The sequence below is a fragment of the Arthrobacter terricola genome (assembly GCF_004354015.1).
Taxonomy (GTDB): domain Bacteria; phylum Actinomycetota; class Actinomycetes; order Actinomycetales; family Micrococcaceae; genus Arthrobacter; species Arthrobacter terricola.
This window is the reverse complement of record NZ_SMRU01000013.1, coordinates 49,376-61,861: the sequence shown is the minus strand read 5'-3', so window position 1 is coordinate 61,861 and position 12,486 is coordinate 49,376. Positions and strand designations below refer to the sequence as shown.

Genomic DNA, 12,486 nt, shown 5'->3' with positions numbered 1-12,486 from the left:
ACCGGGATAGTTATTCGAAGCGCATGGAAGAGGCGCCGCATGATCGAGATCCTGAACCCTACCGAGCTGCGCTGCGCAAAGTCATCTGGTGCGCTGGTTGCTGACATCCTGTACACGCTGAAGGGCCGTGTCCAAGTTGGAACCAACCTCCTGGACGTCGACCGCTGGGCACGGGAAATGATCGTCGACGCCGGCGGGGTGTCCTGCTACGTGGACTACGCGCCGTCATTCGGACGCGGACCATTCGGCCATTACATCTGCACTTCCGTCAACGACGCCGTGCTTCATGGCCTGCCCTACGACTACTCCCTTAACGACGGCGACCTCCTCACCCTTGACCTCGCAGTATCCAAAGACGGAGTCGTGGCAGACTCCGCGATCACCTTCATCGTGGGCGACTCGAAACTCCCGGAAAGCGCTGCGATGATCGAGGCTACTGAGCGTGCCTTGCGCGCAGGTATAGCGGTGGCGGGTCCCGGAGCCCGCATAGGAGACATCTCCTATGCCATCGGCACGGTGCTTAGCGATGCGGGCTATCCCATCAACACCGAATTTGGCGGCCATGGGCTCGGCTCAACGATGCACCAGGAGCCGCATGTTCCGAATACTGGCCGCCCGGGGCGCGGCTTTGAGCTTCGGCCAGGCCTTTTGCTGGCATTGGAGCCGTGGGTTATGGCAAACACGGCTCAACTCGTGACGGATCCCGACGGCTGGACCCTTCGAAGCGCCACAGGCTGCCTGACAGCGCACAGTGAGCACACCATCGCGATTACCAACGACGGAGCAGAGATCCTCACTCTGCCGAGCTAGTCGCTCCTACCGTCCCAACGCTACGTTGCCCGTTCCCAGTGCTCTCGAAGCATGGCAGCCAACCGGTCGGGCTCGATCCGGTGCGGGGGATCGAAGTGGTGGCGGTCCGGAAAGACTTCAAGCCTGAAATCAGGAAATACAGTGGACAGCCGCTCGGCGACCTCACCATAGTCATCCGGGTTGCTCAGCCCGCCGAGGACAAACAATACGGGTCGTCCGAAAGCAGCGAGGCGCTCCTTGTCGAGGTCATAGACCTTGAAATCGTTCAGGAACGCCCGGATTCCTGCCGGCCGCTTTGCCATCCACGGCGGCGGTCCGCCTTCGGGCGGTGGCGGAAGGACGACGTCGGGCTTCACTCCCAGCCTTATGAAAGCGGCCATGAACTGTGCAGGCGGGAGGGACTCGAGCGCCTCGTATTCCTTCCAGAGTTCGGCATGCGCCGGGCTCCAGTCCCAGTCGCCCGCCCACGCCGCCTCCAAGAGCGTGAGGCTTTGGAGGCGTTCGGGATGCTTGGCAGTGAACGCAAGGGCCGCCGCGCCGCCACCTGAGTAACCGAGCAGATGGAACGTTTCCCAGCCTCGCGAGTCGGCCTCGCGAAGGACCCCGTCGATCTCGGTATCCAGGCTCCATCCGGGCGGCGGCGCATCGCTGGCGTAGAGCTCCAGGTCCTTGGCGACGGCGTCGACGTCGGGCCCCAGCGCTTCGATCAGCGCGCCATAGGCAGGTTGAGCAGGAAGCACGCTCCCTGGAAGGAGAATGACCCGGATCCACTCCATGGCAGAACTGTACGCCTAACGAAGAATTCCGCTAAATACTAGCCAAAAGCCCACACCCCTGTATGATTGTGGCTGTTGTTGTGTTTGGCATTTGGTAGTTCAGGCAGTTCCCGCGGTTCATCAACCGCGACCTTCTGAAGTAACGGTGGAGAACACCCCACAACGGAGGCCCGACAGTCGGGGCAAACCTCCACCTTCAGTAAGGAAACTGAAAAAATGGCTACAGGTATCGTCAAGTGGTTCAACTCTGAAAAGGGCTTCGGCTTCATCTCCCCGGAAGATGGCAGCCAGGACGTTTTCGCTCACTACTCCGCAATCAACTCGTCGGGCTACCGCTCCCTCGAAGAGAACCAGAAGGTTTCCTTCGACGTCGAGCAGGGCCCCAAGGGTCCCCAGGCAGTAAACATCCAGGCTCTCTAAGCTTCGGATTACACGAAAGCAGGGCCGGTTCGTTTGAACCGGCCCTGTTTTTGTCTTGCCTGCTATTCGCAGGCTATGCCGTCGTTGTCCCTGTCCAAAGCGGCCCGATAGCCCGGCTGACCTCGATAGATAGGCGCCGCCCCGGCAGCTCGCGCAGCTGTACAGTTCGCGTAGTAGACCGACGACGGCGGTGCGGCCGGCTGCTGTGCTGCAGCTCGTGCGGCGGCTTCTTGGGCGGCTTGTGCCGCAGCGGCTTGCGCGGCTGCCTGAGCGGCCGCTTGCGCAGCCGCGGCATCTGCTGCTGCCTTGGCTGCTGCGGCCTGTTCTGCTACCGCCCTATCTGCAGCTGCTTTGTCCGCCGCCGCTTTATCTGCCGCTGCCTTTGCCGCGGCGGCTTGTGCGGCCGCTCGTGCATCGGTGACTTTCTTGGATTCGGACCGTTCCATCCAAACCAAAGCGCCGGCATCGGTCTTCGTGCACACGAATTCCTTCGGAGGGTAGCTCTCCGTTGCGTTTTCAGTTAAGCAGGATGTTGATTTCGGTGCTGTCGGTGTTGGTGTAGCCGAAGGAGTGGGTGTTGGCGATGCGGACGCCGAAGTCGATTGCACGGCGGCTGCGTTGGTGTGTGTTGTGCCGGCTCCGCCACACGCAGCCAGCGAGATCGCCACAGACCCGGATGCAATGACGGTGAAAATCCGGAACATATCCTTGCGCGTTCTTGGAAATGCTTGAAACGCTTTTTTGACCCGGTTTTTTGGCGCGCATGTATTCATTTATTGCCCCCCATGAATATTTTATTTTGATGCAAACATCGCAGATCGTAGCACCAGGAATCCTGCGGAAGGAAGTGTTATCCACATACTTGCGATGGTCCGTTGACTGTTCGTTCCCTTCATGCATCTTCGAAAGTATCTTCTAGTCAAGAAAAATATATTCGAACAAATATCCACATGCAAGAAGTCGGACCTAGAGCCCGGCACTCGGTCCCCGTAGCGTCGAAGCATGAGACCACCAACCCGGATCCACTCGAGGATCGCTTCTGCCGCCACCCCAACCCCAACTAGGTGTTTTCCGGGAAATACACCTAGATGGCTCCTCCTCACACCTAGACGGGAAGCAAAACCCCACGTCAGCACACCTAGATGCATGACCGGGCACACCTAGATTGGCCATTTACGCCCCTGGAGCCCGAAAAGACCTCTTACAGTTCCCCGTGGAAGAGGTCCGTGTGCGGGCCCTGGGGGAATCTGCGGCATTGCTTGGGATATCCGTCCGCCAACGCTCAGCTTTGGGCGGGGCTCAGTCGAATCGTCTGGACATGGCACCACCCAGGGTCCGGGGACTGCTGGTTTAGCCCATCGAAGGAAGTTGGATCGTGTTCGAACAGGAAGTTCGGCGAACACTGGAATACATCGCTCGCGGAATGGCGGTTCGAATAGTTGCGGCTCCTGGCGGCGGACGCACCACCATAACGCAGAAAGTCATCGCCGAGTTCGAAAAAGGCGGGGTCACTGTATATTCGATTTCCGGACTGCGCTCACACCGAAGGGTGCCTTTCGGTGGAATTCACAGCCTGGGCCAGGATATTCGCGTTGGCCAATTGGGAGTGCTCGGCGTGGCCGACGTCCTGGCCAGTCGCCTGACCAAGCCAGGAGAGCGTGTCCTCGTCGTCGACGATCTCGAATACGTAGACCCTGAGTCCATCGCTGTCCTTGACGCTGTCCGGCGACGAACACGGCGCCCCATGATCGTCACTATGACCGAGTCGTCCCTTTACACCAAGGGGCGCGTTCCCCTCCTAGGCCTCGGTCCGGAAGCCAGGGTGCACCTGAACCCATTGCGGTATGAGCAAGTCAACGAGCTCATCACCGAGGTCCTTGGCACCCCGGCCGACGCTGATGCCACAGCACGGATCCTTGCAAAGTCCGCCGGGAACCCGAGGCTCATAGTCCGTATCGCCGAGACCGCGGCATTGAGCGGACTCCTTGCCCGCCGGGACGGTCAATGGCACATGACCAACGACACCTTGTGGAATGAGCACCTTTACAGCACCGTTGAGTCCCTGCTTGAAGGACTCGAAGCAGACGAACTAACAGGGCTGCAGACCATGGCGATAGCAGGGACTGCCTCAATCGATGTCCTTCAACAGGTCATCAAGCCGGATGTCTTGGACCGGCTGGAACAGCGCGGCTTCATTTCCGCGATCGATAGCGCGCACAACGACATATCGCTCGCCATCACGCCTCCGGTCATCTCCGACTACTTCCGGGGCGAGCGGATGCTTACTACGCGACGTGTGCTGGCCAACCGAATCACGCGCACCCTGAGTGCCGAGCCGCAGGAGTCCAACGCGAGCGCAAGCTCCGGTGATTCACTCACGCGCGTCCTGGCCGCACTCCGTGTCGAACGGAGCTCCGGGGACGCAGCCACTGCTCGTCACTTTCACGAACAAACCGCCATTTTGGAACGGCACCGCTTCGAACTGTGGGATGCCGACAAATCGGTATCGAATGCGGCCGCCTTGCTGCGGGTCTATTGGGGCTCACCGATTGATGCGTCGCGGATTGAGCAAGTTCTGGCGAGCACGCCCACGGCAGATGGTGACTCGGGCGAACTCTTGTTCTTCGCGGTCTCAAAAGCACTTTGGGCCATTTACTCCGGTAAAGGCCTGGACCAGGCAGCCGCGGTGCTTAGGAGCTTCGCCAAGGAGCATCCCCGACGCTCGGCGGAAGCCGACGCCTTTGAACTATTCATCAACGCCTCCTACGACAAGATGCCGCAGGACCTTGACCAGGTCCTCGAGCGACTCCACGAGCGCAGGCCTGGAAGCAGCGTCATCGCGAGCGTCCAAGCAATTCTGGAGCTCTACCGTTTCAATCCCAATGGAGCGCTCGCCGCCCTCGAATCTTCGCGTGATCCAGGAATCAATCCCGGAATCGAACCATTCATCCGTGGAATGGCCATGTTCAGTCTGGGCAGGTTCGAGGAAGCAGTCGTCCTGGCGCTCGACAAACGCGCGGAGGCGCGGCGCGATCTCGACCAATTCGGGGTGGTGTCAAGCACCTATGTAGCCGCCCACGCCCTTTCATATGGCGGCTATTTGGACGAGGCCGACTACTTGATGGGCAGCGTCTTTGCCATGGGGCGGCCGGGCTTCCTGATGGACTCCCTGTACGACGCAATGCTTAGGCTTGCCGGACTCAGGACAGCCGCGTCGACCATCGAGCCCACCATTACGCTGGCTACGCAGGCACGGCGCCAAACTGAAGAAGCCGGTCCGCTACCTGGAATGGGAAAGGGCGTCTACAACCTGGTCGCGGGACGGCCGCTCGTTCCCGCTGTCTTCGATCGGCAAGCCGCCTATCTGATCAAGCGGCAACTGCAGCGAGGCTACGTGCTTGAAGCAGCGCACTCCGCCTTGTTTCTGACCTGTTTGCTGCCAGGACGCAAAACGCTGGACCTTCTTCGCGAAGCCCTTCGGGACCACTCGATCACCGCTCACGAACAACTGGTGGAAATTGCCGCCACGGTCGTGAAGGAAGACCACCAGTCGCTCGACACGCTCCTTAAGAAATACAAGCCCGACGCAGATCTCTACCACGTCCGGATGCTCCTTCGGGGAGCCTTCAAACGGTACGCCTTCGTCGACGACTCCATTGGCGCGGCTGCAATGGAACGTGCCTATCTATTGTTTTCCGCCCGATTTCCGTCGGCCGTTGAGCCTCTGGCATTCAATTCGGGCAGCTACTCACCGCTGACTGTCCGCGAAATTGAGGTAGCTGCCTTGGCCGGCCATCGCACAAACCCGGAAATCGCGGAGCATCTAGGGCTCAGCATCAGGACCGTCGAGAACCACATTTCCAACGCACTCCGGAAGACGGGCAGCCCGACTCGAAGCGCCCTGTTCGAACTCGTCCGTGATTCGTTGCCGTTCCGTTGATGCAGGTTCGTAGCGGTGCAAACAGACCCTGATCTGTGAGTGGGGTCTTCTCACCACCTAGTAGGGGCGTTTTTACCACTCAAAAGGGGTTAAACCACCACTCAACGGGTCCTCGCCGAACATAGTCTCCTCATGGTTGCACGGCGTCATATGGGGGAAACGCTCTAGTTCCTTTGCCGATGCACTGCCCTCGAACCTGCCGGCAACGGGCCGGCATATCGTGAAAGGAACCATTTTGAAGACAAAACTTAGCTCGGGCCGCAAGCGCACATTCCTGGCAGGAGGCGCACTCCTGGGTGTGACCGCACTGCTGACCGCGGCCTCGTTCACGGACTTTGCCAACCTCAACTTCGGCAATGGCGCGGCTGATTCCGGCTTCGGCGGAAACAACCGATTCAACATCCAGGTTGTCGGTACGGACTCGAGTGGCCTGCCGGTGGCGGGAACCTGGCAGGAAGCAAACAGCGCGAATGGCGTGAACATCAAGATTCCGGGCGCTGACCTGATCACCCCGGGCGACACCGTTTCGGTCAACATCCCGTTCCGCAACGAAAGCCCGGAGCTCAGCGCAGCGATCACCTTCTCGCTCAAGGACCGGGCCGGTTACACCTCCAGCCCCGCTCTGGACGCTGCACTCCGCTACACCGTGACGCTTGACGGCACGGCCCTCGTTACCAACGTACCGAAGTCGTCCGTGGATGCCCTCAACCTGGGTACCTACGCCAAGGGCGGTTCCGGAGTCCTCGGCGTGAGCGTTACGCTCCCGGATCAGGGCAGCCCCGCGGCCAACAACGCGATGCAGGGCCTCGTTTCCTACGTTCAGGCACACTTCGACGCGACTTCCGTCAAGCCGTAGTACATGAACGGCTGGTGGAGGCTCCTCTCGAGCCTCCACCAGCAACACCGCTTGCCTGAGCAAGCCGAGAGCTGGATCCACGAAGGACAGAAAAGTATGAGGAAACAACCCCGCGGTCGAATGCGGATAGCGCTTGCAACCGGATCCCTGGTTGCCGCGGGCGCTCTCATCACAGCCGCCACATTTACGGACTACGCCGACGTCGCCGTCAAGCTTGACGGCTCCAGGAACACTTTCGACATCGTCACGGCAGGAAAAGTCGACCGCACCTGGCTACCCAGCGACGCCGATTGGGTACAAGCCAATCCACACGCTTACAGGGTTTCCCTGACCAGCGACAACAGCGGGTACCTCATGGCCCCCGGAAGCACCGTGGACCTGCGGATCGCGGCTAAAAACAACAGCCCCCGTCTTTCCGGGCTTCTGAGCCTCAGGATCCTGGACCCTCAACCGCGCCACGATGCCAAAGACCCAGTCACTGGGACGTACCTCGAACTTTTCGACCAGCTTGTCTTCACCGTGGCGGACGGAGGCAAGGTCCTTCTTGACCGTGTCCCGGCCGACCGCCTGACAAGCATCAGTTGGCCGGATCCGATCAAGGCTGGAGAACGCAAAGTGCTGGACGTCAGGATCGAGATGCCCTCAACCGTGGACAACCGCTGGCAGCAGGCCTCGACCGATATCCAGTTCAATTTTGAAGCGGTGAACCTGTGATGACGAGTCGATTCAAGGCAACTGGACGTAAGCGCGTCGCACTCGCGCTAGGAGCCGCCACGCTGGCGTGCGGCCTGGGCATTACCGCCGCTGCGTACACTGACTTTGCAGTGGTCAACCTTGGGACTGGCGCCGCGAATTCAGGCATCGGAAATCCCAACAAGTTCGATATCGCAGTAAAAGACGCCGGCGGAGTCCTTCGCGATGCTGATTCCAAGGCGACAGCCGTCGTGCTACCGCTTACCTCAGGCACGGAATTCTCCGAGACCAAAGCGGTCCAATTCGACACCACCGTAGTAAACCGTCAGCCAGGCATCATCGGCGACCTCACGGTTTCGCTCTACGACCCGGATCCCCAGGCCAACGACCTATTCGGCGGCCTTCTCTTTACTGTCTACCTGGACGGCTCCGCGACGCCGGCCATTGCGAATGCCACAGCAACGCAGGTCAACCAGGCGGCATTGCGTTTCACGGACGTTGCTCCGGGACAAGAACACTCCGTCAAACTTTCCGTCCTTCTGGCCAAAAACAGCGCGTCAACGGCGACCGGCAAGTCCACCCAGTTGGGCGTACTGACCAATGGAGAAAGCAAATGATCGCACTGCGCAAGGGCCGGGCGCTCATCGGCCTTATCGGAGCAGGAATCTTGGTCCTCCTGCAGTCCGTAGGAGCATCTGCCGTCACGTCTGACTTGATCAATACCAACCCGACATCCGTCGCGATCGACGCGCCCGCGCCCGGCGAGACCCAGACCTGGAAGATGTCCGTCAGCAATGCGGCCGATTCGGCACTGCCCCTTGGGCTTGAGATCACGGGAGCGTCAGACATCCTTTTCTCCGGGGCCACGCCGATGGAAATCAGCGTAAGAACGCTCGACGGTGGCTCGGTCGTCGATCGGGTTCCCGTCGGAAAGATCCTTGGACAATCGCTGCAACTGCCTGAACTTCAGGTTGGCAAGACGTACGACCTCGTTGGTTCAGTGACTTTGCCAAGGGAAGCCGGCAATTCATATCAGGGAGCCAGCGGCAACCTTAAGTTCCGTTTCGTCACCAGCCTCGACAAGCCCGACGTCAACCCGGCACCACCCTACTCAGGACCAAATCTTGCCAATACCGGCATGAACAACCTGCTTCCCATAACGATCGCGGCCGTCGCGCTGCTTGTCATCGGCCTTGGCGTCGTGGTCCTCCGTCGAAAGAGCTCCTCACATGAGTAACCTTCCATTCCTTCGCCGCCGAGAGTACCTCGCCGCAACTGGCTTGTTCGGCCTCAGCGCGATCTTCGGCTCAGCCATGACCGTGGCACCCACCAGCGCTGCATACAAAGACCAGACCCACGCACGATCTGAGGTAGTTCCAGCAGCCGCTGCGCCTCCGTTCATGGTCGGCCTTGCTCGGAACGTACGCATGGTGGATACCGGACTTGGTGTGGGTGTCGACGGAAACGCTTACGTCTGGGGACGCACGGACTACTTCATTAATGCCGGTGCTCCGGATCCTGGCCCGTTCAAAGCACCACAGAAGGTGGCGGGCATTCCCGACGGCACCGTCCGGCAGGTCACCGGACAGATCTATAACGCCAACGCCCTTGACGCTAGCGGCACGGTATGGGGTTGGGGCTTCTACGACTTCCGTGACGGAACCGACGCCGCCAAGCCTGGCAACAACGCGAAGCAAGTTCGGATCAATTCCGCCTGGAACGGTGGCGGTGCCATTCTGGACAAAATCATCACGATTTCATCCACGGAATACGCCGGTGCGGGCATCCGGAGCGATGGCAGTATTTGGCATTGGGGCGCGCCGACCGGATACGGAGGCAATGCTGGCGTCGGAGCGAGCCAGGTCATGGGGATGCCCGATCCTTCCGTGCCGGGAAATCGACCCATCTACCTCAAGGGCGCCTACACGAACTTCTTCGTCATCCTCGAGAACGGGGACGTGTATTACTGGGGCGGCATTGGCGGGAACAGCCTTCCATCCGGACTCCTCAACTCGGATGCCAGCCCTCGCCTGGTGGCTCCGTTGTCGCCGTGGTTCCAGCGCAACGTCGCGCCAGGTGCCCCGTACATCGTGGCCGTCGACGGCGGCATCAACATGGGCGGAGCGCTACTGTCAAATGGCCAAATGGTGAGCTGGGGGAGCAACCCTACGCGCATCGGCGGCCGCGCCACACTCAACGCGACCACGCCGGGCGTCATCACCACGCTGTCCAACATCACATCGATGCAGTTCGGCTTTACCGGTGTGGCCATGATGAACAACGCCGGAGAGTTGTGGGGCTACGGTGCGAGCGACGATTATGGACGCTTCCCACAGATACCTACTCGTATCGATACGAATGTGGTGCAGTGCGGTTCAGGCCAAGGCTTCTACCTTTGGCAAAAGGCAGATGGAACGTTCTGGGGGCGTGGCTACGACCCGGCTGGGTCGATAGGTATGCCGACCGGACAGATTAACACAAGCCGACTGGTCTCCTGGAACCTCGGAATGGTGAAGCTATGAGGAAGTTGATGAAGAATCCAATCAAGACCTTCGGCGACGTTCGGAAAGCCGGTCGGGTGAAGCTGGTCCTCACGGCAGGTGTCCTCGTGGCCGCGACGGTAGCCGTTACCGGAGCAACGTCAACCGACTTCGCCCGCCTGAACTTCGTCGGGGCCACGTTGGTTGAGTCGCCCCGGTTCGACATCGGGATTGTGCGGGCCGACGGAGCTGTTGAACAGGCAGACAAGGACGGCGGCTTTGACTGGGCCGTCGCCGGTGCAAGCGACCTGGTGCCCGGCAAGTCAGTGTCCACCACTATCCCGGTCTTCAACAACACCTATAACCTCAAAGCCGATACGAGCTTTCAGGTGGTCTTGCGGAACGGCGATGGACGAGTGGCGCCCGGTGTTCCGATCATCCTTCCTTTCCTTCGTTTCACTGCAACCGACGAAACCAACAAGGTGATCTTCACTGATGTCACCTGGGACCAAGCCAAGGGCGCTTTGGGCGTCATGGAGCCAAGGTGGGGCGCCGTCCTCAACAACGGTGAACAGTTCACTCCCGCAGCGTCAGGCTCCGCGAAAAAGCTCAATCTGACCATCAAGTACATCGACGGCCCGGGCGTCGAAAACTACAACGGCGGACAAGCTGCATTATCTGTTCGCTTCGACGCTGTATCAGCTGCGCGGTGACCCTTCCTGACATCATGCGGGAAGAAGAAGGCATGCCGGTAGACGCAGCGGGGCAGGCGAAAAGACGCGAAATGAGGGAAACCCGCTCCACGAGGACGCGTCGAGCCAAGACCGGATCCGGGATCAACACTGCGGCAGCAAAGGATCCGGTCCATCCCGCGATGAGGATTTACGCAGCGTTCCGGTCGACCGTCATGACGGTCGGGGCGATTGTCGGCGTCGCATCAATTCTGACCTTTGGAGTGTCGCTCCTTTTCGGAGTTCGGCCACTCGTGGTCGTTTCGGGATCCATGGAACCCACGATCCCGGTGGGCGCTGTGGTGTTTACAGCGCAGACACCGGCCGGCGACATCAAGGATGGCACGATCGTCACCGTAGATCGGCCGCGGAACCTGGGTTTGGTCACGCACCGTTTGATTAAGTCCGTTGAGACGGAACCCGGCACGTACGAATACACGCTCAAGGGAGACGCCAACTCGAAGGACGATCCCGAGCCCTACAAGGTCAAGACTGCAGGCAAGTACGTATGGCATGTTGTTGGACTCGGGTACCTCGCCGAATTCCTGCAATCCAGGAACGGAATGATCGTGGGCATCGGATGCGGCCTGGCCCTTTTTGCTTTGTTCATCGCGGATCCCGACCGAATAGCGAGCCGGCGAAGCAAACGGAACGAAGAGGCTGATCCGGAAGGGGCAGAGCATGCGACTCAGCAGGAGAGCCATGGAACGCATTCGTGAATGGATTGCGCAGCGTGGTCTTCCCCAAATAAGTGGGAAACGGAGTAAGCCGCAGGACGGCGCTGCCAAACCGTCAATCGCACTGATCCACTTCGCAGATCGTTTCACTGCTACCACCGGTGAAACCATCGCCTTCACGGCGTGGATGCTCAACGATTCGAGGGAGACCCTGACCGGGGTCTCCCTCATTGAGCGTTCTTTCACGAACGCGAACCTCGAGAACCTCAGCTACGACACCAGCCCTCATCCCGAGGAACTCAGAAGGGGAAACTTGGGGCCCGGGGAAAGCGTGGAACTCCACTTCAGCTATCTTGTCCGCGAAGAGGACGTCATTCACCGCGGCGAGATCGTCAGCGCGCTGCAAGTACGCGCCGTTTCTTCAGCGGGTGTGATTTGGGACGAATGTGATGCTACTGTCCAGCTCTATCCTAAAAAGCTCGGCAATAGCAGGGAGAACGGCCACATCACGCCTCTGCTCGACGTCATCTAAAATTCCTCGAGCATGTTGACCCTAAATTACGAATTGGTGCCATTTCGAGCGCCTGGCGTCATAGATCTCTCCGCGATCCAGGCGCCAGGCGTCCGCCATTTTCCTGACAATAAACCTCAGCTTCGACTTTGGCCGGACCATTTGCAGATAACGAAATGTCACTTCCCCAGGCACAGACTTCTCCAACTGGATGACGTCGCGGTCGGCGTCGTAGGTAGGCGGATAACCAATTCCGTTTGAGTCCAATCGCCGACGGTCACCCCTGCCGCGCACCAAGTGCCGCTCGAAAATTCGTGCAAGTTCACGTCGGGCATCTTCCAACTCATCCGCTGCGGGCCTGCGGTATTCCAGCAGCGGCGCAATCACTGAGTAATTCTTCAGCTCCCAGTCGTGCATGGCATCGACGAATTCCACGAATGCCCTCACGGCGGGATCATTTGACTTGCTTCGAACATCAATGGCGATCAACTTCAAAATACCTCTCCAAGTTTCCCGTTGAAACTAAGGAATACGGTAAGTGCGCCTCCGCCGATTAGGTGTCCATATCAGTTCGATTGAGTGGTGGAAACCG

The 12,486-nt window shown here is 59.6% G+C and carries 15 protein-coding genes; 11 read left to right on the top strand and 4 right to left on the bottom strand.

Annotated elements, in window-relative coordinates:
- Positions 1-39 precede the first annotated feature (39 nt).
- Positions 40-810, top strand: a complete 771-nt coding sequence (gene map / locus E1809_RS12300; protein ID WP_133204525.1) for a type I methionyl aminopeptidase — start codon at positions 40-42, stop codon at positions 808-810.
- A gap of 20 nt (positions 811-830) precedes the next feature.
- Here map and E1809_RS12295 read toward each other — a convergent pair whose 3' ends face one another.
- Positions 831-1,586: an alpha/beta fold hydrolase gene (locus tag E1809_RS12295; protein WP_133204524.1), complete on the bottom strand. Its 756-nt coding sequence runs from the start codon at positions 1,584-1,586 to the stop codon at positions 831-833.
- Positions 1,587-1,802: 216 nt separating this feature from the next.
- On the opposite strand from E1809_RS12295, the gene cspE reads away from it, so the two are divergent.
- On the top strand, positions 1,803-2,006 hold the full coding sequence (cspE, locus tag E1809_RS12290; RefSeq protein WP_133204523.1) for a transcription antiterminator/RNA stability regulator CspE: 204 nt from the start codon (positions 1,803-1,805) through the stop codon (positions 2,004-2,006).
- Between the two features lie 62 nt (positions 2,007-2,068).
- Here cspE and E1809_RS12285 read toward each other — a convergent pair whose 3' ends face one another.
- The gene (locus E1809_RS12285; RefSeq protein ID WP_235835567.1) at positions 2,069-2,488 is read right to left on the bottom strand and encodes an excalibur calcium-binding domain-containing protein; all 420 of its coding nucleotides are present in this window, start codon (positions 2,486-2,488) and stop codon (positions 2,069-2,071) included.
- Between the two features lie 34 nt (positions 2,489-2,522).
- Positions 2,523-2,771, bottom strand: a complete 249-nt coding sequence (locus E1809_RS27395; RefSeq protein WP_235835566.1) for a hypothetical protein — start codon at positions 2,769-2,771, stop codon at positions 2,523-2,525.
- Between the two features lie 610 nt (positions 2,772-3,381).
- On the opposite strand from E1809_RS27395, the gene E1809_RS12280 reads away from it, so the two are divergent.
- From E1809_RS12280 to E1809_RS12240, 9 genes are all read left to right on the top strand, one after another.
- On the top strand, positions 3,382-5,946 hold the full coding sequence (locus tag E1809_RS12280) for a helix-turn-helix transcriptional regulator (RefSeq protein ID WP_133204521.1): 2,565 nt from the start codon (positions 3,382-3,384) through the stop codon (positions 5,944-5,946).
- A 235-nt stretch (positions 5,947-6,181) separates the two neighbouring features.
- Complete coding sequence (locus tag E1809_RS12275) at positions 6,182-6,802, top strand: hypothetical protein (protein ID WP_133204520.1); 621 nt, start codon at positions 6,182-6,184, stop codon at positions 6,800-6,802.
- A gap of 96 nt (positions 6,803-6,898) precedes the next feature.
- Positions 6,899-7,516: a hypothetical protein gene (locus E1809_RS12270; RefSeq protein ID WP_133204519.1), complete on the top strand. Its 618-nt coding sequence runs from the start codon at positions 6,899-6,901 to the stop codon at positions 7,514-7,516.
- Complete coding sequence (locus tag E1809_RS12265; RefSeq protein WP_133204518.1) at positions 7,516-8,112, top strand: hypothetical protein; 597 nt, start codon at positions 7,516-7,518, stop codon at positions 8,110-8,112. Before E1809_RS12270 ends, E1809_RS12265 begins: the two co-directional genes overlap by 1 nt.
- Positions 8,109-8,732 (top strand): LPXTG cell wall anchor domain-containing protein, encoded by a 624-nt coding sequence (locus tag E1809_RS12260; protein ID WP_133204517.1) that lies wholly within the window; start codon positions 8,109-8,111, stop codon positions 8,730-8,732. The genes E1809_RS12265 and E1809_RS12260 overlap by 4 nt, the downstream gene beginning before the upstream one ends.
- Positions 8,725-10,017 carry an RCC1 domain-containing protein gene (locus tag E1809_RS12255; RefSeq protein WP_133204516.1) on the top strand — a complete coding sequence of 431 codons (1,293 nt, stop codon included), beginning with the start codon at positions 8,725-8,727 and terminating at the stop codon, positions 10,015-10,017. Before E1809_RS12260 ends, E1809_RS12255 begins: the two co-directional genes overlap by 8 nt.
- 8 nt (positions 10,018-10,025) lie before the next feature.
- Entirely contained in the window at positions 10,026-10,688 is a 663-nt protein-coding gene (locus E1809_RS12250; protein ID WP_133204515.1) for a hypothetical protein, read from the top strand.
- 71 nt (positions 10,689-10,759) lie between these two features.
- Positions 10,760-11,425 (top strand): signal peptidase I, encoded by a 666-nt coding sequence (locus E1809_RS12245; RefSeq protein ID WP_165962287.1) that lies wholly within the window; start codon positions 10,760-10,762, stop codon positions 11,423-11,425.
- Entirely contained in the window at positions 11,409-11,915 is a 507-nt protein-coding gene (locus E1809_RS12240; RefSeq protein ID WP_133204513.1) for a hypothetical protein, read from the top strand. The genes E1809_RS12245 and E1809_RS12240 overlap by 17 nt, the downstream gene beginning before the upstream one ends.
- Positions 11,916-11,936: 21 nt before the next feature.
- Here the strand turns inward: E1809_RS12240 and E1809_RS12235 are convergent, their stop codons facing one another.
- Positions 11,937-12,389, bottom strand: coding sequence for an NTF2 fold immunity protein (locus tag E1809_RS12235; RefSeq protein WP_133204512.1), 453 nt, complete (start codon positions 12,387-12,389; stop codon positions 11,937-11,939).
- Positions 12,390-12,486 lie beyond the last annotated feature (97 nt).